Raw genomic sequence first — 24,499 nt, forward strand, 5'->3', positions numbered from 1 at the left:
ACCTGATACTGGCGGCTTCTTAGTTGTTCAGTTAGGATTTATTTTTGATTAAAGCTGCCATCTTCCACGTCACGAATGAATTGTTTCAAATGGTCAAAGTAGACGGGGGCGTTGTCGATCATGTGGTGATGACCACCATTTGGCGTCGTTACTAAGCGTGAGTTAGGAATATCACGAGCCATGCGGCGGGCCGAAGCTAATGGCATTGTTTCGTGTTCACCGAAAGTTAACAGGGTCGGCACTTTAATGTTGTGAATCTGATCGCGAATATCCCATTCCTTTAACTTCCCAGTGATAACGAATTCATTATCACCTTGAAAGGCGTTGTATACAGGAGTGGCAGTGGTGTTGATCAAATGGCGAATTGAAGTGGGTTGTTTGCGGTCAACATAGCCAGCGTTCAGAACGTCCACGTACTTCTGATATTGGGGATCATTCCAGTTGCCTTCCGCTTCCTTTTGCTTCATGTAAGCAACAGCGTCAGCCGGTAGGGCTTCTTCACGACACTTGTTAACGTTGACAACGTATTCCTCGATGTTATCGACCATACTTGAAATAATGGCGCCTTTTAAGTGTTGACCATACTTGAGCGCGTACATCATTGTGAGGGCACCGCCCCAAGACTGACCAATCAAGTAGAAGTTATCGAGTCCTAGTTTTTGTCGGACTTCTTCAACTTCATCTAAGAAGTAGTCGTAGGTGAGATATTTCTTAGCAATTTCAGGATCTGAGTAGTCGGGTTGATCCGAATACCAGGATCCTAATTGGTCGTACATTGAAACTTGGACGCCTAAATCTGCCAGTTCCTCACCAAAGTTTTCCCAGTATTCGTGATTGCCACCAGGGCCACCGTGTAGACATAATAATTGAATGTCGCCTTTGCCCTGAGTATTCGTCCATAAATGGTAGCCATTATCCAGCGTAATGATTGTCGTTCCTTGTTTCAAATGATCACCTAATTTCTTCATATTTTAATTGTTATCTTACCACTGTTAACTAAGCAGGGTCAAAGAGACTAGGCAATCATAAAGAATTGCATTAAGTAGATAATTGGTAAGGTCGTGTTCGCTAATTAACTGAATCAGTACGTTAACGTCATAGTAGCTGAGTATGGGAGGGGACTTCGGTCGAAACGATATAAAAATAATAATTAGAACGGGCCGTTTAGTCTGAATTTGGTTTATACTAGTTATTATGCTGGTCGGTACGACTGATAGACCAAGTTTCAGTCGTATTGTGACCGATTGTACACAATTGATTTGACAAGCGGTTACATTTTCAGCGATAATAAGTAAACTGCTCAGCACAGAAAGATGTAATATTACATTCTTTAAATTCAATTGCGGTTAGTTAACCAATATGAAATAATGGGTTAACTAATTAGAGATGGGTGAGATTGATATGGCAAATCAAGTCGCAGTTTTACGCTTGTTAATCCAAGCGGCGCCCGCGTACTGTTCGGGTGACTGGTTGGCACAACGACTTGCAATCAGTCGAACGGCTATTTGGAAATTAGTGCAAGGATTGCAAGCGGCGGGCCATACTATTGAGAGCCGGCATGGGCGAGGTTATCGGTATGTGGCCAATAATCAATTGAGTGCGCCGGTGATTGAATACGCGCTTACAGCGTTACCACCGTTTGATTTGACCGTGCTACCAACGGTTGATTCAACGAATGCCTATTTACGGCGGTTAGTCACGCAGACACCTTTAGCACTTCCGAAAATCGTGGTTGCGGATACGCAAACTGCTGGTTACGGTCGGTCGGGGCGGGCATTTTATTCGCCAGCACAGACTGGAATTTACATGAGCATTGGGTTACCACTCAGTGACCAGAAGGCGTTAGACGCTGGTTTGTTGACAACGAGTACTGCGGTAGTCGTTGCTCAGACGCTGCAACAGCTGTTTGCGGTTGACGTTTCATTAAAGTGGGTCAATGATGTGTTAGTCAATCATCACAAGGTGGTTGGTATCTTATCAGAAGGCATCACTAGTCTTGAAACGGGGCAAATTTCAGCAGTCATTATTGGAATTGGCATTAACTTAACAACGACAGCTTTTCCAGCGCTACTAGCGCACAAAGCGGGCGCAGTCGTTGCCAATCCAAATGGTGTGACGCGCAATCAAGTGATTTGTGAGCTACTGCGGCGTTTTTTCAATAGCTATGGGACTTATCGTAGTGGGACTTTCATGGACGCTTATCGGAAACTCTCCATGGTGATCGATCAACAGGTCGAGTTGAAGAGCGGAACGCAAAAGTATCGTGGAGTCGTCACGGATATTGATGCACACGGGGCGTTAGTCGTCAAATTAGAGACTGGTCAGAGTCGTCATTTTAGTTCTGGTGAGATTACTAAGGTGAACCTCTTGTCCGGTGGTTATCATGGCTAGCAAGTTTGTAAAATCAATTTATCAAGTTACCGAACGAATCGCGTCAATCTTTTAAAATGATTTCTGATTCAATGTTTTACTGGTTCATACTGTTGTATAGTAGAAGTTAGTCACAAGTAGTGCTAATCAATTTCAATTTGATTAATTGAGCTGTTTGGTACGTCGAATCAACCTTAAATTGTTGATAACATAGGAATGATAACGGATGGATTAATAGACTCACGTTTGATTTATTTATATTGTAATTAAGTTCGGGGTTATATGTGTTTAATCAGCATAATGAATAAAGTGGTTAATAAAAATAATTAATGAAGTTTAAATAATGCTGGTCAATGCGGTCATTTACATATTATAGTAAAGGTACCGAAGCACTGGTGGGTTAGTTAATATTTGTAGAGACAATTCAAGGGGTAATAGGAATATGAATGAAAATTTGCGGAGCGTAAATATGAGCCGAACAATGAGTCGGATGAATCGACACCGGATGAATCCAAGACGTTATATCACCGGATTTGATGGTATCCGGACATTGGCGGTGCTGGGTGTCATCATCTATCACTTGATGCCGGCCTCACTACAAGGAGGTTACTTGGGAGTTCCGATCTTCTTCGTCGTTTCAGGTTATTTGATTACGGATATTTTATTACAAGATATTTTGAGTCGGGGGCATGTCCGGATATGGCGGTTTCTCGGACACCGGATGCGGCGGCTATATCCAGCATTCGTGACGATGTTGTTAGGGACAACAGCCTACATTACGCTGTTTCAACGGTCATTATTGACGAACATTCGGGCTACTGTATTAACGAATTTAGTCTACGTCTATAATTGGTTTGAAATCAATCACGGTCAAAGTTATTTTGACCGTTTCAATGGTGAATCACCGTTCACTCATTTATGGTCGCTCTCAATTGAAGGACAATATTACTTATTCTGGCCATTAGTGATTGGTATCTTGATGGTCATCTTCAAGAAGCGTTCACGGGTCTTCTGGTTTATGATGATTGCTGCGGGTATTTCAGCGATAACCATGGCAATGTTGTATGATCCAGCGAATACGAATCGGGTGTACTACGGAACTGATACGCGGATGTTTGCAATATTGTTAGGTTCTGGCCTTGCGTTTATCTGGCCATCACGGGAATTATCGGCGGACATTGCTAATGTTAATCGAGTGACACTGGATATCTTAGGCGGTGCTTCGCTAATTGCAATTATTTGGATGTTTTTCCAGATGTCCGGTCAATCTGATTTCACTTATCGTGGCGGTATGTTACTATTCACAGTCCTATCAACAGTGTTAGTTGCAACGGTGGCCCACCCGGCTAGTCATCTCAATCGCGTCTTGACGAATCCGTTGTTTAAGTACGTTGGGCAACGTAGTTATGGGATCTATCTCTACCAGTTCCCAGTGATGATTTTCTACGAAACTAAAGTTAAAAACATTGGTGATCATTTACTCCTCAATAGTTTGATTGAAGTTGCCTTAATTTTGATCGTGACGGAATTGAGTTATCGGTTTATTGAAAATCCAATGCGGCACTATGATTACAGTCGGTTATTGGTCGACTTCAAAGATTTCCTCCGCAAACCGAAGTTTAACCGCGTGACCACTGCGATTGTCGCTTTGACCACGGTCTTATTCGTTATTACGGCGGTTGGTTTCGTTCAACAGCCAAGTAAAGCGGAAGCTAACAAGAAGACTGAATTACAAAAGACGATTGCAGCTAACTCTAAAGCGGCTGATAAGAAGAATGCGGCGGCGCTCAAACGGCAAAAAGCTGCCCAGGCAGCGGCTGCTTCAAGCAAGAAGGTTGCGACTGAAAAGATGCAGACCAAGCAGGCTGAAGCGAAGTTGAACTCGAAGCAGAAGCAGGTGGAAAAGGAATACGATTTGAAGCCACAAGTTGTTCTAGCGATGGCCAATACGGATCTGACAGCCATTGGGGATTCGGTGTTACTGGATGTTTCTTCCGATCTTCAAGATGTTATCCCGGGTACGGTGGTTCAAGGTCGCGTTGGTCGTCAAGTGACGGAAGTTCCTGGAATCATTAATTCGCTGAAGTCGCAAGGGCAATTAGCCCATAACGTCCTATTGAACATTGGGACTAACGGGACAATTACGGATGATCAAGCTGAACAAGTCGTTAAACTGATTGGTAAGGATCGTCAGATTTTCTGGGTAACGGCCCACGTCCCAACACAGAGTTGGCAAAATCAGGTCAATGCTCAAATTGCCAAGACTGCTAAGAAGCATGCGAACGTGCATGTTATCGATTGGCATGGTCGTGCGCAGAATCAAAGTGGTTGGTTTGCAGATGACAATGTTCATCCAAATACGACTGGTAATCGCCAGTTAACGAATTTGATTGCGAACCGCATTGCCGAAGTTAATAACAATTAAAGATGAGTTCCAGCTTACGTTGATGGTAAGCTGGAACTTTTTTTGGCTAGTTCCGGACAGGTGGTGGTGTCCGACCTGGTCATGATAAGTGGCTGTTTAAGTTGAAGGTACACAAAAGGCCCACCAGTTAACGGTTGTGTGGTTAGTTGGTAGGCCATAATTAGTTAGTCTGTTATTTTTTTCATTGGGACGTGTAAGCGAATATCGTTCAAGTTAAGTGAGTACTGTAGGTCTTGATTGCCACGAATCGTCATCTTCATATCAGTTGCGTAAATGACTAGTCCGAGTTGATGCCCCTTCAGCAAGTGGTGGAACAGCGGTTGGAGATCCACAGAAAAGTCATAAAAGACATTTGGCTGAATCGCTTCTGCGTGCCATGGGTGGTGGCGGTTCTGTAAGTTAAGATGCCCCTTAGTAATCATCTTGAACGGCGTCTCACCCGCTAACTTGAAGTCCTTCAAATCATCTTCGCGCCAGTGGTAACCTAGATCAAGCGCTTTTGCAGCCAGCATTTGTGGGCTGACAGTCAAACGGCGCGCGGCCCCGAAGTCAATCAGCATAAAGCTCAACATGCCGAAATTCTTATTAACGGCGACAGAGCCCGCAACGTGCGGAATACCCACTAATAATTGATCCTCAGGTGCCTGCCAAGACTTGAACAAGAGGCGGTGATCATAGAGCGGATTTAACTTATCCTCTTGCAAGAGGTCGCGCTGCCAACTATCCAAATGATGCTTATAGTGGTCGAATAATTTGTCAGGCAATTTATCAGTAAAATGAGCGGCGCGTTGGTCAACTGTATGGTCAGCAGGAACTAATTCTTTGTACTGAACCTTAAAATCTAAAGCGTCGGTTGTGTCTTGCCACCAATTGTCATAGCCGTGCCAAGTTTGGGCTTGCGTGTTGTCTTGTACCAAGACGTTAGGCAAGAGTGTCTCCGCATGATTATCTAAACCATATAATTTATGGCTTAGCCACAAGTTCATCATGTCGGTGAAATCGAGCGATTGTAAGTTATTGATATAAATATGTTGTCCCTGGTGCAAAATGAGCTTTTTAGTAACGGGAACTGCCTGTAATTTATCCCATAAATTAGCTACGTTGCGGGGCTTAACGTTCCAGTCGTTGAGCCCGTGAACCATGATGATGTCCGCCTTAATTTTGTCAACGTTCTTGAGATAATTGCGTTCATCCCAGAAACGGTTATAGTTACCGCTTGCTCGGTCTTGGTCGGCAGTCAGTTCTGCCAGTTTCTGATCAAACGCGGGTTGGATCTGGTGAGCGTCACCGGCTTTTAAGCTTCGTGAGAAGACCTCAGCGGCGAGAACATCGGTGTCTTCGCCCTGGAACGTATCGGGAGCGACAACCAGGCCATTATCTCGATAATAGTCGTACCAGCTTGAGATGGCGGCCTCGGAAATAATCGTCTTAAGGCCAGCCACGCCCGTCGTAGCAGCGGCAGTTGCGAGGGTACCGAGGTAAGACCGGCCAGTCATAGCAACGGCGCCGTTGCACCACCAAGCTTTGATAGCGATATTGCCATCACGATTGGTGAAGGCTTGGCGTTTGCCAGTCAACCATTCAATAATTGCAACTGTTGAGGTCGTTTCATCAACGTCACCGGTAGGGGCTAGCCCATCCGAGTCGATCGAACCGATTCCAGCTGCATAGACGACAGCAAAACCGCGCGCTAGAAAGTAATCATTGAGCGTGTAGGACTTTTCTCGGCTGAAAGTCTCCTCTGCTGTATCGGTCGTCGTGGTCGCGGTTCGAGCGGCTGGTAGTTGCGCCGTTGTTGGCTGGAACTCAACATCCGCATAGGTATTTTCGTCCGGTTCCTTTGCAGTCAGGGGAACGTCTACGTTGTGCATTTGAGCATCACCAGCTTGGTCGTTGATGCCCTGATTATAAGGACTAGCGGTATAGAGAACGGGAACTTTTAAGCCGGTTTCGGTCTCAGCTGGCCGAAGGATTTCAATTTTGAGCAGGTCCCGTTGGCCGTCGTGGTCAGTATCTAAAGGCGCTTCAACGTAGACGACGTCACGAATGAGCGCGTTGGTATCAAAGACGGCTTGGGCCTTACCATTGAAGAAGAGTGGCTTTTGATCGTTAGGTAATTGGTAAAATGGTACAAAGTAACCCCGGGTCGTGAGTGATTCAATCAAGGTTTGTCCATTATTCCCACGTGTATTTAATAATAGGTACCAAGCATAATAGAGGGCTTCACGATCAAAGGCGCTATCACCGACCATTGGCAAGTGAATATCGCGCATCGCCAGCAATGGATCGGCCAATTCAAAATCTTGACCAGGTAGAAAGCCCAGTAGCTGAAGTCCCACGTTATAAAAGACTTGATTGTTCACGATAGTTGCATTGGCGAGCCATTCTGATAAAGTGTGCTGGCTGGTTGCCATGATGTTATTAAACTTGTGGGTCAAGCCGCTTGCCGTGTGAACTTCTGGTAAGCTTTTAGCCAGCAATGCCTGGTAGACGGCTGGAACAGTCGTCAGGGCGTCCATATCAGGCGTAATAAAATGAATTTTTGTAAGTTCGGCAATCGCGGTTTCCGAATCAGTCGGGACGATTGCAAATTGATTATTTTTCATAAGTAAATTCCCCATTAAGTATTATTAGAAATATTATACCGCTAATTAGTCGAGAACCAATGCTTCTTACTGACAAGTTTATAATGTTGTGGTAGGTTAATTGCAAAGTGAACTATCGAATGGAGGAACTAAGATTGAGTGATTTTCCAATTTTATATACGACCCAAGCAGTTAATGAAGAAGGCATCGAAGGACACGCCTATATTCCCAATGGTCTTGAGGTGGCCGTATCTAGTCCACTTAAGGCGGTGCCGGGCTCGAATCCGGAACAATTAATCGGATTGGCGCTCAGTACATGCCTTAACGCGACGCTGGAGGCAATCGAAAAGGAGCACGGCCAGACACATCAGAGCAAAGTCGTGACTACGGTGAAGATGTCGCGTGACCGTTTTGGGTACCAATTTTTCCTAGATGCTCGGGTCACGATTCCGGAAGTGGATGCTGAAACGGCAGCACGGTGGCTCGCGATTGCGGAAACGCGTTGTCCCGTTGCCAAGCTCGTTGGGCCATCAGCCAACGTGACGATTCAATTGGCCTAACCGTTGTGATATGGCCGCAGTAATCATTAATCGTAGTTTGTAAAAATGTCAGGGGATTGATTAAAACGTGGTTCGAGTTGGCAGCGATTAAAACTGCCAATTCGAACCACGTTGGTGTTAATGATGACTGCGAATTTGCTTGAAAAGTTGGCGTAAGCTTGGGTGCTGACAGTGATGATTAGTAACCGCTGACTGAACTTTATCGACCTGTTGTAGGGCAAGTTGCTTCGTTTTTTCGCGTTCGATTTTGAGCTGCTTGCTTAGTGCTCGCGATTTCCAAAAGCCGTTGATGCCGACGACAACTGGAATAATGTGTAATAAGGTTGTGGCGGGAATGAGCCAGGGATGCTTACTGAATAGTTGAACGACCTGGGTATGATGCTCATGAAGGTCGTCATGGATCGTTTTAGGTGTTAACATGATTAAACCACGCTCCTTAATTAAGTATCATTATCATACCTTAAAATGTAATCGTTGTCATCGTTAGCTGGCTGACAATAGTTAAAGCGCCCATCTCAAGTTGATCGATCACTTGAGATGGGCGCTTTTAGTTAGTACAAATCTAGATTGTTACTCATCAGCTTTATTCATGCGACTATGCCGAATGCCATAGCCAAAGTAAATGATGAGACCAAGGAGGAACCAGACTAGGGATGCCAGCCAAGTTTCCATGGATAGCTGGGTCATCATGAACAGGCACAGCAAGCCAGAAATAATTGGGAGAACCGGGTAAAGTGGCACGCGGAAGCCCTTGATCGCGTTGAGCTTGGGATTACGCCGTAGTAGCAAAATTCCAAAAGAAACGAAGGCGAAGGCAATTAATGTCCCGATATTAACCAAGTTTGCCAATTGGTCTAACGGAATGAGACCAGCAAGAATTGAAATCACGATTGTAACCGTCAACATGGCGTTTTTAGGGGCGTGGTGCTTATCGATTTTACCTAAGAAACGTGGGAGTAAGCCGTCACGGCCGATTGAATATAATAGCCGTGAGCTACTGTAGATCATCGTAACCATCATTGTGAACATGCCGGCGAGGGCACCAATCGAGATAATACCGGCAACGAAGTTTTGATGGACGAGTTGTAAAGCGAACGCCACTGCATCGTCAACGTTCAACTGTTTGTACGAAACCATCCCGGTCAGCACTCCTGAAACGAGAATGTAGAAGATGGTACAGATGACTAGGGTCCCAATGATCCCAATCGGCATGTTGCGCTTGGCATTTTTAACCTCGGCTGCCGACGAAGACACAGCATCAAATCCTAAGTAAGCGAAGAAGACGACCGCGGCGCCCTTGAGGATTCCCGTCCCACCAAATGGGGCAAAGGGTGTCCAGTTACTTGGTTTAACATAAAATGAGCCGACTAATAAGAACAACACAATGATTGCTAATTTTACGACCACAATAATATTGTTTAATCGAATTGACGTTTTTAGGCCGGTATCGATAATCCAAGCAATCAGACAGACAATCAGAATTGCGACCACGTTGATATAGGTCCCGTGGGCGGGGTCAAACGAACCGGTGATGGCTTTCGGTAACTTGAGGCCAAAACCAGCAATGAATGAATTAAAGTATGCGGCCCACCCAACGGCAACGGTCGCAACGGCTAGGACGTATTCGAGTACCAGAGCCCAACCAATGATCCAACCAATCATTTCGCCATAGACAATGTTTCCGTATGAATACGCGGAACCGGCGATTGGGAGCACCGAAGCAAACTCGGCGTAACACATTGCGGCGACGGCACACACAATGGCAGCCAAAACGAAAGATAAAATAATCCCGGGTCCCGCTTTTGTTGCGGCAACCGTTCCGGGTAGGATGAAAATCCCGGTCCCAATGACGGCACCAATCCCAAGTGCAATCAGATCGACTGCGGAGAGGGTTCGTTCAAAATGACTATCTTCTTGTAAATAGCGCTCCAAATCTTCTTTTTGGAAAATGCGCTGGAAAATCCCCATAACATGGACCACCTTTTTGGTTATTTGTAACAGTTAGTTGTCATTATCGACAAATCGTCATGTCAATATGATACCGTGGTTGATTATTAAAAGTCAATTAGAATCAGCCTTTTATTATTAATAACTCAATGGGATACGGAGCAAGATAGCTGGTTAATCATCATAGAAGCTGGTGACATTGCGACTGTCGAGGCAATGTTCGTGCTGACAATAGATTTGATGACGATAACGCGTAACCAGTCATGGTGGGGATTTAAAAAGCGTTGTGATGGCCGAATTACTAGTCATCACTTAAGCCGGCGGTAACGGTGCTAAGCTGAAGAGAAACGGGTCTGAATATGCGGTTGGGTAGCTGTTACTATTGTTATTTATAAGTTGATACTTTGTTATAACGAACGGTAGTCAAAGAATACACACGGATAATACATTAAACTGTTAATTAGATTCGCCAAAGCTTATAATATTGTTATCAATAGAAATTTAATTTTAGAATGGTGGGATTAGGATGGGAGCGGCGATTGATATTACCGGTCAGCACTTCGGACGCTTAATAGCTGTTCACCGAGCGGGCCGGGCCAAGAATGGTAATGCGCTCTGGTTTTGTCAGTGTCAGTGTGGCCGGACGTGCGTGGTGGATTCCTACGTTTTGCGGCACGGCAAGACGCGTAGTTGTGGCTGTCTAGCCGTGGAACAGAGTCGGCAAAATATTTTTAATAATCCGCAAGCAGTTTCGCATATGGGAGACCCGCGTAATTTGAAGATTCGTGATCACCATACAGATGTGAGTTCAATCAAGAAGTCGAAGCGTAACACGAGTGGGGTCGTGGGCGTGAGCTATGACAAACAGTCAGGTTCCTGGGTTGCGCACTTCTACTACAAAGGAACGTACATATTAAACAAACATTTTGCGCATTTTGAAGATGCGGTTCGGGCCCGGCACGCCATGGAACAGCAATATTTAACGTCATCTGATAACTGAAACTGTTGGATGCCCACGTTAGGATTCACTAGCACATTGTAGGCTAGCTAATATTGTGGATAATATTTGAAGGAACTGAAGTCGGTTAAGTGTCGAAGGACTTCGACGTAATGTGTGCTTAGTCTGATGAGGATGGATGATAAATTTTAATGAGTTGAACAACGGGACTGGCAATCCGCTGCTCAACTTTTTGAGTCGTCACTAATCAAGCTTAATGATGACAATGCCGTTGCGGCTTGCAGTGATGAGTAATCAATGCTTATTTGAGTGGTTGATTTAACCTTTCTTTTGAAGCGAAGAGGTTACAGTCAGTCGGAGTTCTGATAGAATAAGCATTATACGAGATAAGAGGGGGGTAGCAAGATTGTCAACAATGTTAGTGGCGGAAGATTTATCCGCAGTCGGTGGAATCTCACTTAGTTCAGCGTTGCCCGTATTAACGGCGATGCAGTATGACGTGGCAGCACTGCCGACAAGCTTATTATCGACACATACTAGCGGGTACGGGACACCAGCCGTTGTCGACTTATCGACGTGGCTGCCGCAGGTCTTTGCGCATTGGACCCGTGCACAACTGCATTTTGATCAAGCCCTGATCGGCTACGTTGGTTCGGTCGCACTGTGCCAACAAATAACTACTTACTTAGAACAACAAACGCTGTCGCTATTAGTTGTTGACCCAGTACTCGGCGATCTCGGTCAACTCTATCAGGGCTTTGATCAGGACTATGTCGCGGCAATGTGTCAGCTTATTCAACAGGCGGATGTGATTTTGCCAAACACGACGGAGGCCGCATTGCTAACGGGAGCGCCCTATCAAGTGACGCCAGATTTAGAAGTTATTTTGCCAGCACTGCAAGCACAGTTGAAAACTGGTGCCCACGCAGTCATTACGGATGTCCAACGTGCTGATCAGATTGGCTGTGCCTGGTTGGATGAAGCTGGGCACGTGCAATACTGTGGTGCGCGACGTTTGCCGGGGCATTATAATGGTACCGGTGATACTTTAGCTGCTGTAATCGCGGGACTGTTGGGCCGGGGTTACGCGTTAGCACCAACGCTGGCGCGCGCTAATCAGTGGTTGAATATGGCGGTAGCAGAAACGATTGCACAAAATCGAACGGATGACCGGCAAGGGGTCGCACTGGGGGACTTGCTCCAGGCAATTTTAGCCCTCAATTGATGATGGAACATGTTATACTAGAGCATAATTCATAATTAGGAAGGTGCGACTTCATGAGTACAGAAGTAGCTAGTGGTGCGGTCGTCTATCAACAAAAAGATGGTCATCCCGCTTATTTATTATTACAGAGTGCGACCAGTGATTTTTGGGGCTTTCCGAAGGGGCACGTTGAAGGCAATGAAACGTTAGCTGAGGCGGCGCGACGTGAAATCCGTGAGGAAACTCAAATTGAAGCGACACTCGATACCAATTTTAAGGCGTATACCGAATATGACTTACCGAATGGTAATTTGAAGCAAGTCACACTGTTTGTCAGTGAAGTCCCAAGTGGTGTCGTAGTGACGCGGCAGCAAGCTGAAATCAGTGCAATTGGCTGGTTTGATTATGCTGCTGCCCGTGAACGATTGACTTACGATAATTTAAAGCAAATGTTAGATCAGGCTAACACCTACATTGAGCAGCATCTACAATAATACTGACTGTAAAAAAATTACTGGTGCCGTCGCATAAACGGTACCAGTAATTTTTAAACAATATTTTTAGATTGGCTTAGGCCTGGGTTTGTAAGTTTGCAACTGCATCTTCGATTGTTACGCCTTCAGCGAACAATTCTGGATGAAGTTTGTCAGTTGCGACAAACATTTGGCGTTGCGTATCTAAGACAATGCTGAACCAGCTATTTGTTTTTTGAAATTGCATATGACAAAACTCCCTTCTGAAAATTGTTGGTTTGCTACGAGATGCGTGAATCATCTATTTGAACCTTATAGGTACGTTACTATACTCGGTTTACCGAGCTAACGCAAATGAAAAGCTTTACATGAATTAAAAAATGGAGGTTTATCAACTTTGACAACGAAACGGATCTTTGTAATCACGGGACCAACGGGGAGTGGTAAGACCACTGTCAGTCATTACTTGCGGTCACAATACCAAATTCCTCAGGTGATTACTCATACGACCCGGGCTCCCCGGGAAGGTGAGGTCAGTGGGCGCGACTATTATTTTGAAACTCCGACGAGTTTTGCCACGAAACATTATTTAGAACACGTGACCTATAGTGGTAATCAATACGGTTCTTCACGAGAAGGACTAGCGGCAGCCTGGGAACGGTCACCACTGATTAGTATCGTCTTAGATACGGCGGGGGCTATTACCTATGCGCGGGAGTTGGGCGAACAAGCGGTGGTGATTTATCTCGAGGTTGCTGATCAAGAGGCGCTAATTCAGCGTTTGACCAAGCGAGGAGATCTTCCTAGCCGGATAAAAAAGCGAGTTGCTAGTGATGAGTATTTGCGGGACCAGGCTTTGCCAGTAGGATTAGTGGGGCATGCACATGTTATCGTGAATGATGATTGGCAGGCGACGCGGCGCCAACTAGATGAGCTGGTCACTGAATATTGTCAGCATGATGTTGTGACGAAAGATTAGCGCTGACGTATGGACGGTCAACGTAATTCACTTTTACACTTGAGTATGCTAAACTAAATAGTAATGATTATGATTTAGTGAAGTCCTGGTCAGTAGGAGGCAGCAACATTATGGAAACACCAATTGAACAAGCCGTCGCAATTTTACGTCGCAATCAGTTTAAAATTACGAAGCAACGGCAGGCATTATTAGATTATCTGGTGACCTATCAGGACCACTATGTGGCAATTTCGGCCGTTGATGAGCACATGCGGACCTTATTTGCAGGAATGAGTCACAATACCATTTATCGCAATATTAAAGAGTTTGAAACGTTAGGATTATTGGAATTGAAGGCCCAGGCTAATCAAACCCTGGTTAAATATCAATGTGATTTCAAGCATCAACACCATCACCATTTTGTTTGTTCAAACTGTGGTAAGGTGACGGAACTGCAAGCGTGTCCGTTAGACGAGTATGAAGCACAATTACCGGGTTGTACGATTACGGGTCACCGCATCGAGATTTACGGTCTATGTGCCAATTGCACGAAAAAGCAGGCAATTAATAGCTGACGGGGAGTCGGCTTTTTTGTTGGCCTTGTTTGAGTAAAGAGTTTCTTAATTTGTGATAGAATTAGTGCATTCCGAACACGAGCATGGTTTAATTATAGATTAGAAAGAATAACGGCAAAGCCTCAGAAGGGAATGACATCGATGGCTTATCGAACACCACCATTTATTTCACCATTTGCAATTGTTTCAATTGTCCTTGCACTGGGGGCAACTAACGTGGTCGTTAATAAGACAACCCATACTGTCAATGGCGCCAAGGCCACTAGCAGTGTGGTCAAAAGTTCATCAGCTAGTTCCGCAAGTCTGAAAAAGAAAGCGGCTGATGATAGTAGCGATGAGAATAAATCCAAAGACAAATCCAGTTCAGATACATCTAATGATGAACAGAATAGTAGTTCCAGTAGTAGTACTGACGAGAATGATACGGACAGCAGCAGTGCTAATAAGACTAGTAGTTCATCAAGTTCAGCTGATGATACGAGTTCTAGTGCCACTAATAGTAGTACGACTGATAACAATAGTTCAACGACTGATACGAGTGACGATGATGAAAGCTCTGCTGCTGAGTCATCAAGTACGACCGCGTCAAGCTCGACAACGACAACGTCACAGTCGACAACGGATACCACTACTAGCGACGGGGGCGAATAACGAATGTTTAGTATTTTAGATATGATCAACCACGCCTTGGGTTACGTTAATGTCAATGTGAAGATTAAGAACCAAATCTATATCGGCATTGGAATTGCGGGTAATTTATACCTCGGTTATGTGGCAATTCGCTTGATGCAGAATGGCGCGTGGTTACGGGGCATCTTATATATGCTCGTTTTCTTGGCGCTGATTTATTTCATTACGTTAAACGTCATTTATTATTTTACTAATAAAACTGCGAAGTATGACTTATCACCACGTATTGAAAAATTGTTGGGTGGTAAGCCTAAAGAAGCGTTAGCAGCTGAAAAACAAGCACAACAAAGTCAGCAACAACCATACATTCCTGCGAACGGTATTTTTGATGGGCAGGAATTGTTGCCCGCCACGGTGAAGACTTCACGTGCTGAACAGGAGAATGTGCATCAAATTGTTGATCAACTACAAGCGGCGAACATTGTCCGATTAGATTACGGTGGCTTAACTGATGATGCCATCATTCAGCAGGCGCAGGCAACGGGTGAACCCGTTTATGCGATTGGGCAAGGCATTCAAATTCCTTTCTCACAGTTAAAGTTGGAGAATCACCGGCTAGTTATTTACGCCGGAATTAATCAGATGGACCAATCCCCGGTTGGGCATATTACTAAGGTCGGCTTGACCGATGTTCATGATGCGCATGAGGATTATAAGTTGTATTTGGCCTCCACGGTAATCACAGGGGGTATGAGCAAGATTGCGGGCCGAACGTCAGCTATCGAGCAACCGGGCGATTACCAGGTAACCGCGCAGGTTGCGTATGAGGGAAGAGAAGATTAAGAGTGCTTCCAAGGGCGGTTAGTTTGTGAGCATCACCGTTTTATTGTTAAGCGGAGCAAACTGCCTTTGGAAGCACGTTTCGGTAGCCAAATTGAATCTAAACACAAAACAACCGTTTTGAGCAGTGGCTCGAAACGGTTGTTTTGTCGGTATGGCTATTTAAAAAGCGCTAAAATGTCTAATGGCTTTTGGAAGCGGTGGGCCACTTTTTGATGGTCGGCGTTAGGGTCCATTCCCCAGACTGCCAGTCCAAAATCAACGTTAGCGGCCTGGGCAGTTTGTTCGTCACTGACGGAATCCCCGATGAAGAGTGCGTTTTGTGGCGCAACGTTGACTTTTTCGAGGGCTGTGAGTAGGGGGAGGGGATCTGGTTTGCGCTTAGGCGTATCGTCCGCACTGATTGTGACAGCCATCCACATCATGAATGGATACGAGCGCATCCCACTTTCTAATTCGTTTCGTCGTTGGGAAGTCACGATTCCAAGTCTTAGTTCAGACGGCAACTGTTCAAAGAGGCTGGTAATGCCTGGATAAAGTTCAATCTGATCATAATGGCTGGCCATGACATCTTCGTATTGGGCCTGAAAGTGGTCAAACTCACTGGCTGCAATCCCCAATTCAGTCATTGCTTGTTCAGCGGCCATGGGAAAAGTCTTCTGCGCTTGGGCAGGACTAAATGGTTTGCCATAAGTAGCAAGTACCTCACGCATAACCGTCGTGTAAGCTGGTTGGCTATTAGTCAGCGTGCCGTCAATATCAAACATTAATGCTTGGTAAGTCATATAATCGTTCCTTCCAAAGTAGATTTAACTCCAGTATAGCAAATTCGTCCTTGACAGTGGTTAGGACAACCATTATAGTTAGATTAACAATTGATGAGGAGCTAATGATATGTCATTACCGTTAAATTCATTAAAATCTAGAACTAGCTTTTACTTTTGGTATTTTCGCTAGTGTTTGTGCCGGCTGCAGAGGTGCAAACACGAATCCGATGTTTGCATCGATGCGGTTGCCAAGAGTATTTTGTGATTTGACGGCGCCCATGGATGTTTGAAAATTCCAAGGGTGGCTAATAAGTTTGTTTCTGCGTGGTGGCGCACCCTTTGGAATTTCAAGGGGTGCGCTTTTTTGACCCTAGTCCAGTCCGCTTCCACCAACAAGATCAGCCAAACTTGGGAGGAATCTTTATGTCAATTAATTCAGAAACACTTGTTAACCATATGAATCATGAAATTGCGGCGATTCAGCCGTCTGATATTTTGGCGTTCAACGCTGAAATCGCAAATATTCCGGGTATCGTGCGTTTGACCCTCGGTGAACCGGATTTTAATACACCTGAGCACGTGAAACAAGCTGCAATCGAAAGCATTGAAGCGGATGAAAGCCACTATGCACCCTCGAACGGAACGTTGGCCTTGCGGACGGCTGCCGCTGAATTCTTGGCCGCTAAGTATGATGTCCATTATGATCCTGCTAGCGAAGTGATTATCACAGCTGGTGCGACCGGGGGCATTTATACAGCGTTGACTTCAATCCTTAATCCTGGGGATGAGGTCCTGATTCCAACCCCAATTTTTCCATTGTACATCGCAATCGTTAAATTAGCTGGGGCAACACCAGTCTTCATGGATACCTCGGACAATGGCTTCGTGTTATCGCCTGACCAGTTACAAACGACGTTAGCAGCCCACCCCAAGACGAAAGCGGTGGTCCTTAACTTTCCTTCAAATCCAACCGGTGTGACTTACCGGCATGATGATCTGAAAGCCCTGGCCGCAGTGTTAGCTGATCAACCAATTTTTGTTTTGTCTGATGAAATTTATAGCGAATTGACGTATGGTGAGCCTCATGAATCGATTGCAAATTACTTACCAACACAAACTATTTTGCTTAACGGCGTCTCAAAGTCGCACGCGATGACGGGCTGGCGAATCGGCATCATGTGTGCGCCGAAAGCTATCACAGCACAACTGGGTAAGATTCACCAATTCACAGTGACTTCAACGACGACCAATGCTCAAGCAGCTGCGACGGAAGCATTGAAAAATGGGTTAGATGATGCCCAAGTAATGAAACGGGAGTACCAAGAACGGCGCGATTATTTGTATGATGCACTTAATGACCTTGGGTTCCAATCAGCTAAGCCAGAAGGGGCCTTCTATCTCTTCAGTAAGATTCCAGCCGGGTTGCCACAAAATAGTATGGCTTTTTGCCGTGAACTAGCCCATGAAGCACGTGTCGCTCTGATTCCAGGTAGCTCATTCGGCCCGGGTGGTGAAGGCTATGTTCGAATTAGTTATGCCGCTTCGATGGCCGATCTTAAGACGGCGGTCACGCGGATCAGGACGTACGTTGCCAGCAAGAAGCAGGGGGCTTAAAGATGAAAATTTTAATGTATAGTGTTCGCGATGATGAACAGGATGCGATTCAAGCGTGGGCTGCGGCTCATCAAATTCAAGTAGATACGAATGATCTGGAATTCCATCCAGAAACTGCCGACCTGGTCAAGGGTTATGACGGCTTGGTCATTCAGCAACGCAGTCCAATTGGTGGTGATGCTAGCTTATACCAATCATTAGCTGCGGCCGGGTTAAAACAACTAACGAGTCGTACGGCTGGTGTGGATACAATCGATATTCCGGCAGCCAAGGCGGCTGGTCTTGTGGTCACGAACGTCCCAGCCTATTCGCCTAATTCAGTTGCTGAGATGTCGGTGGCACAAACCATGCGCTTGATTCGCAACTTGGAAATGTTTGATCAACGAATCAGCCAACAGAATTTTCAGTGGGCGGGACTGCAAGCACGAGAAATTCGATCATTAACCGTTGGTATTATTGGTGCGGGTCGTATTGGTGGCACGGCCGCTCGACTTTTCCACGGGTTAGGTGCCAAGGTGATTGCCTATGACGTGGTACGCCATCCTGAACTCGAAGACGTTTTAACCTACGTTGACACTAAGGAAGACCTATTGCGGCAGGCGGATGTCGTTGATTTACACGTGGATTTGAATGAGACCTCTGCGGGGTTGATCGATGCGGCAGCCTTGAAGTTAATGAAGACGGATGCCTACCTTATCAACGCCTCACGCGGACCAGTGATTGTCACCGATGATCTTGTGGCAGCGCTAAAGGCCGGTGAAATCGCCGGTTGTGCACTCGATACGGTTGAGGGTGAAAATGCGTTATTTAACCAAAATCATCAGGGGGAGGTGCTTCAAGATACCAACGTGGCACAATTAATGCAGATGCCCAACGTCATTATCACGCCACACGTGGGTTTCTATACGAATTTAGCGGTCAAAAACATGGTCGATATTAGCCTGGATGACGTCTTAGCAATTCTGAATGGTGAAACGACGGCCCACGCCTTTTAATGATGGCGTCAGCCGCTACTACCAGTATGGCTGTAGGAGACGGTGGCTGGTCAAAGTGCCCCACCGGTTAACTTGTTCGGCGACTCGCTGTTCGATAACTAGCTTATAGCGGGACTAATTTGGTGGTGCGTCCGCGACTGGGCTTCAGGTGTACTGGCAATGAAATAAGCCTTCCAAGCATATTGCTTGGAGGGCTTATTTGTCTCTTGAGTCGGCTGACTGGTCGTGACTAACTAGCTAGTAGATTCGGCTAACCAGCCATTATCTAATAACTGGTGATAGTGCTTACCGATTGGCACCCACAGTTTAGCTTGCAGAATGCTACGGAGCTCATCCCAGAAGAATGGATCGCGTTGTTCATTGGTGGATAAATTCAATTTTAAGTAGGCCCCCGTCTCAGTCTTGGCAATCACAAAGGGATAAAAGACTTTGATAATCTGGGCCGCTATAATGTTAGTCATGTTAGCTGCTTGGTCAAGTAACATATTATCGTCTCCCGTTACAATGCAGATGATTAATTTCTTAATAGTTCTAGGTTAGCAGTGATTATTAAAGAAATGATTGCGGAAGCGTTAACAATTTTTAAAGTTCAGTTAGTTAAAACCACTAATTGTGAAAATTATGCGCCGGACGCTTCGGTGGCTTTCAGTAGTGGTATGATTAAAAGCGGGTTAAGTTTAGTTGTTAGAATAATATAAATTTTATTGAAATCTTTGTCTAAAAATTATTCGGCCGTGGCAGTTCCAAAAAGAAAAGCGAATTATTATTGGTTTTTCACGAATAATGTTCAATATTGGAGCTGCTATTCAGCTATTTTAACTGAAAACAGTGTAGCTGTTTCTCACTATTTTATGGATATCGAACAATATTTAGCTACTTTTTGACAAAATTACTAATTATGTATTAAACTATTTAAATAGCATTAACGAAGAATAAGGATTTCTTAACTCTAATTATTAATGCAATAATTCTAGACCGTCAGTCAACAGGCTGATAGAGAAAGCGAAGGTGACTGCAATGTCAATGATCGAATTTCACGACGTCGAAAAGTATTATGGTGATTTTCACGCCCTCAAAAATATTAATTTAACGATTAATGAAGGTGAAAAAGTTGTTTTGATCGGACCATCTGGCTCAGGTAAGAGTACCTTGATTCGAACCGTTAACGGTTTGGAACGTGTCCAGTCAGGTCAATTGCTAGTCAATGGGTTTGATTTAGCCGACCGCAAAACGGATATGAATAAAATTCGCAAAAACGTTGGGATGGTGTTCCAACACTTTAATTTGTACGCTAACAAGACGGTGCTTGAAAATATCATGATTGCTCCCCGGTTAGTCTTGAAACGGCCGGAAGATGAGAATAAAAAATTAGCGATGGACTTATTAGATAGTGTCGGTCTGGCTGACAAGGCCAATAGCTTACCGAGCCAATTATCTGGTGGGCAATCACAACGAATCGCGATTGCACGTTCTTTAGCTATGAAGCCGAAGTGTCTCTTGTTTGATGAACCCACCTCAGCACTAGATCCCGAAATGATCGATGATGTGTTGAACGTGATGAAGAGTGTTGCCGAAGACTCCAGTATGACCATGTTAGTTGTGACCCACGAAATGGGCTTTGCTCGTGAAGTGGCCGATCGGGTTATTTTCATGGCTGATGGGGAAATCTTAGAAGATGATGCTAAAGAAAAGTTCTTTGATGGTCAGCCGTCTAATGAACGGGCCCGTCAATTCTTGAGTAAAATTATTACACACTAATTTGTAGGGGAGGACCACGAATGAAGAAGCTGAAACGACTAATTGGCGCACTCGGCATGCTTGCCATGCTAGTGGTGGTCTTAACCGCTTGCGGTTCACGGCAATCATTAGCAAAACAGGATGTTTTGACCAATGATAAAGCTAGTAAGACGATTACGTGGGGTGTTAAAGCTGATACGAAATTATTTGGGTTGATGGACGTTAAAGATAATCAAATCAAGGGGTTTGACGCCGACATTGCGACGGCATTAACAAAGCGGGTGCTCGGTAAGAATGCTACCGCCAAGTTTGTCCAAGTAACGAGTCAAACGCGGATTCCATTGTTGAAGAATGGGAACATTGATGCCATTATCGCCACGATGACTATCACGCCGGAACGTGAAAAACAGGTTGATTTTACGAATTCATACTTTGATGCGGGGCAATCACTGTTGGTTAAAAAGGGCAGTGCCATAAAATCAGTTAAGGATTTGAATAAGTCGGGCACCAAGGTCCTTGGTGTGACCGGTGCAAACTCCGTTGAGAACATTAAGAAAGCAGCGCCTAAGGCTAAGGTGTTGGAATTATCCGACTATGCTCAGGCAATGACGGCGTTGAAATCTGGTCAGGGGGTCGCGTTGACTACTGATAACGGGATTCTTTACGGGATGGCGTCGCAAAACCCAGGGTACGAAGTGGTTGGGGGCACCTTCACGAAAGAACCATACGGGATCGCTGTTAATAAGGGTCAGGAACCGTTAAAAAAGGCTCTGAATAAAGCGCTCAAAGAAATTGAAGCGGACGGGACGTACAACCGCATCTTGAAGAAGTGGTTTGGTAACGTGGCCGGCTTCGACTATAAGGAGGCGTCACGCTAATGGGATACATTCTAACGCACTATTGGTCAGAGCTGATTCAAGGACTCGGATATACGTTGTTATCCAGTGTGATTGCTTTGGTATTCAGTACGATCATCGGAACAATGTTTGCTATCTTTGAAGTTTTGCCAAGTCGTACGATGCGCATCATTGGTCGAGTTTATATTGAAATTTTCCGGAACATTCCATTGTTAGTTATTGCGATGTTCTTCTACGTGATCATTCCAATGTATGTTGCCAAGATTGATGGTTTTACCGCGGGGACAATTGGGCTAACAATCTATACCTCGTCATTCATTGCGGAAACGGTTCGGGCCGGAATTCAATCTGTTGATCCTGGACAAATGGAAGGCGCCCGTGCTAATGGGATGACGTACTGGCAGGCAATGAGTAAAATTGTCTTACCACAGGCATTTAAAATCATCATTCCACCGTTGGGCAACCAGTTTATTAATCTGGTGAAGAACTCTTCTGTCCTAGCTTTCGTGGCTGGGTTCGACTTGATGTACCAAGCAAATTCAATTGCGTCACTATCGCTTGATACGATCAATAGCTACGTGGTCGTAGGGGTCTTTTACTTAATCATTACGTTGCCACTGAGTTATTACATGCGGCACTTAGAGAAAAAATTAGCAAACTAGAAGGGGGCGACGATTCATGCAAAACTTTATTCAAGCGTATTCGTGGATAAATATCCGGTTCTTGCTCGAAGGACTCTGGGTAACGGTGGAAGTGTCCGTCGTTTCCATCATTGCCAGTTTTATTATCGGTTCAGTCCTAGGGGTGCTTCGGTACGTCAAGATTAAATATTTATCGGCAGTGGTTGGGTTTGTTGTTGACATTATTCGAAACTTGCCATTGATCTTAATTATCTTCTTTACTTACTTTGGCTTGCCACACTTGGGATTCAAGCCTGGTATCATTTTCGCAGCCATCCTCGCTATGACGATTTTTGAATCGGCCATGTTAGCCGAAATCATTCGTTCAGGGATTTTGGCGGTTGATTACGGTCAGATGGAAGGCGCCCGGGCTAACGGGATGAGCTATGTACAAGCGTTATGGCACATTGTCTTTCCACAAGCAATCAAGAAGACGATCCCAACGATTGTGAGTCAATTTATCTCACTGATTAAGGATACGTCGCTGGCAACCATTATTGTCTTACCTGAATTATTAAACCATGCGCAAATTATTTATGGTCAGAACTCAGCGTATATTTTACCGATGTTCTTAATGATCGCAGTCATGTACTTCATTATTTGTTACGCCTTGTCAATTCTGTCACGTGTGTTGGATAAGAAGTTAGCGTAATTAAACTGGTGGGATGATGGCTGAAATTCCTTAATGAAAAGACCAAACAAGCAATAATGCTTTGTTTGGCCTTTTTTATAAAAAATATTTAAATGTCTTGCAAAAAATAGAAGGCGTGATAATATAGTTAATGAAAACGTTTTCTATAAAACTGAAATTAAGGATTGTAACTCATACTCTTTGAGGCATTACCTTTTACTTGTTGAAATATACGGGTGAAGTGGGTGCCTCAAGGAGTTTTTTTGTATTGAAGGAGGTTCAGTGATGTTTGGAATTAAAAGAAAGAAAGTTGATGTCTTCGAGGTGGTTACACCAATTGAAGGTATTTGTATACCGATCACGGCCGTTATGGATGAAGTGTTTGCAAAGAAAATGATGGGTGATGGATTTGCTATTAGGCCGAGTGAGGACACTAATCAAGTTGTGGCACCGATTAGTGGGAAAATCGTTGCATTACCTGAAAGTAAACACGCTATTGGCATCATGGATGAGACTAGGGGCGTGTCTGTATTGGTTCACATTGGCCTAGATACAGTTGGCTTAAATGGTAGAGGCTTTACGGCACACGTCAAATTAAATCAAGAAGTTAAAGCAGGGACCCTATTAGTGACGCTCGATCGCCAAACGATGGCGACCGCGGGATTAGATATGACCACCATAGTTGTCTTTACAGAAGGTTATACGGGCGAAGTGCCACTTGGCAGTAAGCTTCATCAACAATTAGCAGCCGGCACACCAGTTTTAAAGCAAGCATAAACTATGTAAAGGAGTGCGAATTAAAATGCGGGTGGTGAAGAAAATTAATAACAACGTGGTCGTTTGTCTTGATCAACATGGTGAAGAATTGGTCGCCTTTGGTAAGGGACTAGGATTTCAAAAAGTCCCGTATGAGCTTACTGATATGACTAAAGTGACGATGACATTTTATAAATTAAACTATCAATATTATCAATTACTAAAAGAAATACCCACTGAAATCTTTGATTTGAGTGCGGCAATTGTTGAGCGAGCGCAGGCACTAATTCCAAGAATTTTGAATCCAAATATGATTTTTAGCTTAGCTGATCATATTAACTTTGCAATAACGCGACTAACCCATTATAAAAGCGCCCAGTTACCATTTTCATATGATGTGGAGCAATTATACCCACAAGAAACGGATGTTGGGTATTACGCCGTCAGGTTAATTAATCGACGGCTAAATATTCAATTACCAGTTTCAGAGGTCACAGCAATTGCCATGCATTTTGTCAATTCTCAGACTAATGATTTAGCGACCAATTCAAGTGTAAATAGCGACGATGAAATGATAAAAATCATCACAAAAATTATTGAACAAGAATATGAGCTTAGAATCAATCAAACCGAATTCACATACAACCGGTTTGTCATGCATTTACGTTATTACATTAAACGGATGAAGAAACATGAGCAAATTTCTGAAAATGATAATTCTAAATTATTCAATACGATGAGGCATGATGAGCCTGAAATTTACTTGGTAGCAAAGCGAATTGCAGACTGCGTTGATAGTCAACTTGATACTAATAGTAATGATGATGAACTTTTCTACCTAATGATATATGTTGGCAAATTCTATAATTAATCCGAACAGAAATTAAAAAGCCCAAAGCAATCACTTACAATGGTAGTAGCTAATTCCAACCAAATA

The 24,499-nt window shown here is 44.4% G+C and carries 25 protein-coding genes; 18 read left to right on the top strand and 7 right to left on the bottom strand.

Translation table 11 applies throughout. The annotated features are described in order from the left end of the window. Positions 1-38: 38 nt before the first annotated feature. The gene (locus ACOV1R_RS06425) at positions 39-947 is read right to left on the bottom strand and encodes a proline-specific peptidase family protein (RefSeq protein WP_003644004.1); all 909 of its coding nucleotides are present in this window, start codon (positions 945-947) and stop codon (positions 39-41) included. A gap of 454 nt (positions 948-1,401) precedes the next feature. Between ACOV1R_RS06425 and ACOV1R_RS06430 the strand changes: the two genes are divergently transcribed. Further along, the gene (locus ACOV1R_RS06430; RefSeq protein ID WP_003644005.1) at positions 1,402-2,391 is read left to right on the top strand and encodes a biotin--[acetyl-CoA-carboxylase] ligase; all 990 of its coding nucleotides are present in this window, start codon (positions 1,402-1,404) and stop codon (positions 2,389-2,391) included. A gap of 421 nt (positions 2,392-2,812) precedes the next feature. Then, on the top strand, positions 2,813-4,795 hold the full coding sequence (locus ACOV1R_RS06435; RefSeq protein WP_003644006.1) for an acyltransferase family protein: 1,983 nt from the start codon (positions 2,813-2,815) through the stop codon (positions 4,793-4,795). Between the two features lie 164 nt (positions 4,796-4,959). Here ACOV1R_RS06435 and ACOV1R_RS06440 read toward each other — a convergent pair whose 3' ends face one another. Beyond that, positions 4,960-7,401, bottom strand: coding sequence for a Xaa-Pro dipeptidyl-peptidase (locus ACOV1R_RS06440; RefSeq protein WP_053267358.1), 2,442 nt, complete (start codon positions 7,399-7,401; stop codon positions 4,960-4,962). A 119-nt stretch (positions 7,402-7,520) separates the two neighbouring features. On the opposite strand from ACOV1R_RS06440, the gene ACOV1R_RS06445 reads away from it, so the two are divergent. Further along, complete coding sequence (locus tag ACOV1R_RS06445; RefSeq protein WP_128485074.1) at positions 7,521-7,940, top strand: OsmC family protein; 420 nt, start codon at positions 7,521-7,523, stop codon at positions 7,938-7,940. A gap of 117 nt (positions 7,941-8,057) precedes the next feature. Here the strand turns inward: ACOV1R_RS06445 and ACOV1R_RS06450 are convergent, their stop codons facing one another. Both ACOV1R_RS06450 and ACOV1R_RS06455 read right to left on the bottom strand, forming a co-directional pair. Beyond that, entirely contained in the window at positions 8,058-8,360 is a 303-nt protein-coding gene (locus ACOV1R_RS06450; protein WP_003641109.1) for a hypothetical protein, read from the bottom strand. Positions 8,361-8,510: 150 nt separating this feature from the next. Further along, entirely contained in the window at positions 8,511-9,908 is a 1,398-nt protein-coding gene (locus tag ACOV1R_RS06455) for an amino acid permease (protein ID WP_217203140.1), read from the bottom strand. Between the two features lie 505 nt (positions 9,909-10,413). Between ACOV1R_RS06455 and ACOV1R_RS06460 the strand changes: the two genes are divergently transcribed. The 3 genes from ACOV1R_RS06460 to ACOV1R_RS06470 all read left to right on the top strand — a co-directional run bounded on the left by ACOV1R_RS06460 (position 10,414) and on the right by ACOV1R_RS06470 (position 12,543). Continuing rightward, positions 10,414-10,887, top strand: a complete 474-nt coding sequence (locus ACOV1R_RS06460; RefSeq protein ID WP_003641111.1) for an AP2 domain-containing protein — start codon at positions 10,414-10,416, stop codon at positions 10,885-10,887. Positions 10,888-11,251: 364 nt separating this feature from the next. Further along, complete coding sequence (locus ACOV1R_RS06465; protein ID WP_003645789.1) at positions 11,252-12,070, top strand: PfkB family carbohydrate kinase; 819 nt, start codon at positions 11,252-11,254, stop codon at positions 12,068-12,070. Positions 12,071-12,123: 53 nt separating this feature from the next. Then, positions 12,124-12,543: a bis(5'-nucleosyl)-tetraphosphatase gene (locus ACOV1R_RS06470; protein WP_003644009.1), complete on the top strand. Its 420-nt coding sequence runs from the start codon at positions 12,124-12,126 to the stop codon at positions 12,541-12,543. Between the two features lie 76 nt (positions 12,544-12,619). Here ACOV1R_RS06470 and ACOV1R_RS06475 read toward each other — a convergent pair whose 3' ends face one another. Next, on the bottom strand, positions 12,620-12,769 hold the full coding sequence (locus ACOV1R_RS06475; RefSeq protein WP_003641114.1) for a hypothetical protein: 150 nt from the start codon (positions 12,767-12,769) through the stop codon (positions 12,620-12,622). Positions 12,770-12,919: 150 nt separating this feature from the next. On the opposite strand from ACOV1R_RS06475, the gene ACOV1R_RS06480 reads away from it, so the two are divergent. The 4 genes from ACOV1R_RS06480 (at position 12,920) to ACOV1R_RS06495 (ending at position 15,528) form a co-directional block, all read left to right on the top strand. Then, the gene (locus tag ACOV1R_RS06480; protein WP_003645788.1) at positions 12,920-13,501 is read left to right on the top strand and encodes a guanylate kinase; all 582 of its coding nucleotides are present in this window, start codon (positions 12,920-12,922) and stop codon (positions 13,499-13,501) included. A gap of 110 nt (positions 13,502-13,611) precedes the next feature. Continuing rightward, entirely contained in the window at positions 13,612-14,055 is a 444-nt protein-coding gene (locus ACOV1R_RS06485; protein ID WP_003641116.1) for a Fur family transcriptional regulator, read from the top strand. Between the two features lie 141 nt (positions 14,056-14,196). Continuing rightward, positions 14,197-14,706, top strand: coding sequence for a hypothetical protein (locus ACOV1R_RS06490; protein WP_003641117.1), 510 nt, complete (start codon positions 14,197-14,199; stop codon positions 14,704-14,706). A 3-nt stretch (positions 14,707-14,709) separates the two neighbouring features. Further along, entirely contained in the window at positions 14,710-15,528 is an 819-nt protein-coding gene (locus tag ACOV1R_RS06495) for a DUF6681 family protein (RefSeq protein WP_003641118.1), read from the top strand. A 155-nt stretch (positions 15,529-15,683) separates the two neighbouring features. Here the strand turns inward: ACOV1R_RS06495 and ACOV1R_RS06500 are convergent, their stop codons facing one another. Further along, positions 15,684-16,310, bottom strand: coding sequence for an HAD family hydrolase (locus ACOV1R_RS06500; protein ID WP_217203142.1), 627 nt, complete (start codon positions 16,308-16,310; stop codon positions 15,684-15,686). A 405-nt stretch (positions 16,311-16,715) separates the two neighbouring features. On the opposite strand from ACOV1R_RS06500, the gene ACOV1R_RS06505 reads away from it, so the two are divergent. Further along, positions 16,716-17,906, top strand: a complete 1,191-nt coding sequence (locus ACOV1R_RS06505) for an aminotransferase class I/II-fold pyridoxal phosphate-dependent enzyme (RefSeq protein ID WP_072539808.1) — start codon at positions 16,716-16,718, stop codon at positions 17,904-17,906. 2 nt (positions 17,907-17,908) lie between these two features. Continuing rightward, positions 17,909-18,901, top strand: a complete 993-nt coding sequence (locus ACOV1R_RS06510) for a D-2-hydroxyacid dehydrogenase (RefSeq protein WP_013355278.1) — start codon at positions 17,909-17,911, stop codon at positions 18,899-18,901. Between the two features lie 233 nt (positions 18,902-19,134). On the opposite strand, the gene ACOV1R_RS06515 is transcribed toward ACOV1R_RS06510, so the two are convergent. After that, a complete protein-coding gene (locus ACOV1R_RS06515; RefSeq protein WP_054518993.1) occupies positions 19,135-19,386 on the bottom strand; it encodes a hypothetical protein in 252 nt (83 codons plus the stop codon). Positions 19,387-19,918: 532 nt separating this feature from the next. On the opposite strand from ACOV1R_RS06515, the gene ACOV1R_RS06520 reads away from it, so the two are divergent. From ACOV1R_RS06520 to ACOV1R_RS06545, 6 genes are all read left to right on the top strand, one after another. After that, entirely contained in the window at positions 19,919-20,659 is a 741-nt protein-coding gene (locus ACOV1R_RS06520) for an amino acid ABC transporter ATP-binding protein (RefSeq protein WP_003641125.1), read from the top strand. A 20-nt stretch (positions 20,660-20,679) separates the two neighbouring features. After that, positions 20,680-21,516 carry a transporter substrate-binding domain-containing protein gene (locus tag ACOV1R_RS06525; RefSeq protein WP_003641126.1) on the top strand — a complete coding sequence of 279 codons (837 nt, stop codon included), beginning with the start codon at positions 20,680-20,682 and terminating at the stop codon, positions 21,514-21,516. Beyond that, entirely contained in the window at positions 21,516-22,157 is a 642-nt protein-coding gene (locus tag ACOV1R_RS06530) for an amino acid ABC transporter permease (RefSeq protein ID WP_003644017.1), read from the top strand. Before ACOV1R_RS06525 ends, ACOV1R_RS06530 begins: the two co-directional genes overlap by 1 nt. Positions 22,158-22,173: 16 nt before the next feature. After that, entirely contained in the window at positions 22,174-22,827 is a 654-nt protein-coding gene (locus ACOV1R_RS06535) for an amino acid ABC transporter permease (RefSeq protein ID WP_003641128.1), read from the top strand. A gap of 264 nt (positions 22,828-23,091) precedes the next feature. Further along, positions 23,092-23,583, top strand: coding sequence for a PTS sugar transporter subunit IIA (locus ACOV1R_RS06540; protein ID WP_011101189.1), 492 nt, complete (start codon positions 23,092-23,094; stop codon positions 23,581-23,583). A gap of 25 nt (positions 23,584-23,608) precedes the next feature. Continuing rightward, a complete protein-coding gene (locus ACOV1R_RS06545; RefSeq protein ID WP_128485071.1) occupies positions 23,609-24,433 on the top strand; it encodes a PRD domain-containing protein in 825 nt (274 codons plus the stop codon). Positions 24,434-24,499: the final 66 nt, after the last annotated feature.

Origin of the sequence: Lactiplantibacillus sp. YT640, assembly GCF_049745435.1 — a bacterium.
Lineage (GTDB): Bacteria > Bacillota > Bacilli > Lactobacillales > Lactobacillaceae > Lactiplantibacillus > Lactiplantibacillus plantarum.

Excerpts from the sequence above, each read along its gene's own strand:
- ACOV1R_RS06430 (WP_003644005.1), top strand. The coding sequence starts at position 1,402 with ATGGCAAATCAAGTCGCAGTTTTACGCTTGTTAATCCAAGCGGCGCCC.
- ACOV1R_RS06435 (WP_003644006.1), top strand. The coding sequence starts at position 2,813 with ATGAATGAAAATTTGCGGAGCGTAAATATGAGCCGAACAATGAGTCGG.
- ACOV1R_RS06440 (WP_053267358.1), bottom strand. The coding sequence starts at position 7,401 with ATGAAAAATAATCAATTTGCAATCGTCCCGACTGATTCGGAAACCGCG.
- ACOV1R_RS06445 (WP_128485074.1), top strand. The coding sequence starts at position 7,521 with ATGGAGGAACTAAGATTGAGTGATTTTCCAATTTTATATACGACCCAA.
- ACOV1R_RS06450 (WP_003641109.1), bottom strand. The coding sequence starts at position 8,360 with ATGTTAACACCTAAAACGATCCATGACGACCTTCATGAGCATCATACC.
- ACOV1R_RS06455 (WP_217203140.1), bottom strand. The coding sequence starts at position 9,908 with ATGGGGATTTTCCAGCGCATTTTCCAAAAAGAAGATTTGGAGCGCTAT.
- ACOV1R_RS06460 (WP_003641111.1), top strand. The coding sequence starts at position 10,414 with ATGGGAGCGGCGATTGATATTACCGGTCAGCACTTCGGACGCTTAATA.
- ACOV1R_RS06470 (WP_003644009.1), top strand. The coding sequence starts at position 12,124 with ATGAGTACAGAAGTAGCTAGTGGTGCGGTCGTCTATCAACAAAAAGAT.
- ACOV1R_RS06475 (WP_003641114.1), bottom strand. The coding sequence starts at position 12,769 with ATGCAATTTCAAAAAACAAATAGCTGGTTCAGCATTGTCTTAGATACG.
- ACOV1R_RS06485 (WP_003641116.1), top strand. The coding sequence starts at position 13,612 with ATGGAAACACCAATTGAACAAGCCGTCGCAATTTTACGTCGCAATCAG.
- ACOV1R_RS06490 (WP_003641117.1), top strand. The coding sequence starts at position 14,197 with ATGGCTTATCGAACACCACCATTTATTTCACCATTTGCAATTGTTTCA.
- ACOV1R_RS06495 (WP_003641118.1), top strand. The coding sequence starts at position 14,710 with ATGTTTAGTATTTTAGATATGATCAACCACGCCTTGGGTTACGTTAAT.
- ACOV1R_RS06500 (WP_217203142.1), bottom strand. The coding sequence starts at position 16,310 with ATGACTTACCAAGCATTAATGTTTGATATTGACGGCACGCTGACTAAT.
- ACOV1R_RS06505 (WP_072539808.1), top strand. The coding sequence starts at position 16,716 with ATGTCAATTAATTCAGAAACACTTGTTAACCATATGAATCATGAAATT.
- ACOV1R_RS06510 (WP_013355278.1), top strand. The coding sequence starts at position 17,909 with ATGAAAATTTTAATGTATAGTGTTCGCGATGATGAACAGGATGCGATT.
- ACOV1R_RS06515 (WP_054518993.1), bottom strand. The coding sequence starts at position 19,386 with ATGTTACTTGACCAAGCAGCTAACATGACTAACATTATAGCGGCCCAG.
- ACOV1R_RS06520 (WP_003641125.1), top strand. The coding sequence starts at position 19,919 with ATGTCAATGATCGAATTTCACGACGTCGAAAAGTATTATGGTGATTTT.
- ACOV1R_RS06525 (WP_003641126.1), top strand. The coding sequence starts at position 20,680 with ATGAAGAAGCTGAAACGACTAATTGGCGCACTCGGCATGCTTGCCATG.
- ACOV1R_RS06530 (WP_003644017.1), top strand. The coding sequence starts at position 21,516 with ATGGGATACATTCTAACGCACTATTGGTCAGAGCTGATTCAAGGACTC.
- ACOV1R_RS06535 (WP_003641128.1), top strand. The coding sequence starts at position 22,174 with ATGCAAAACTTTATTCAAGCGTATTCGTGGATAAATATCCGGTTCTTG.
- ACOV1R_RS06540 (WP_011101189.1), top strand. The coding sequence starts at position 23,092 with ATGTTTGGAATTAAAAGAAAGAAAGTTGATGTCTTCGAGGTGGTTACA.
- ACOV1R_RS06545 (WP_128485071.1), top strand. The coding sequence starts at position 23,609 with ATGCGGGTGGTGAAGAAAATTAATAACAACGTGGTCGTTTGTCTTGAT.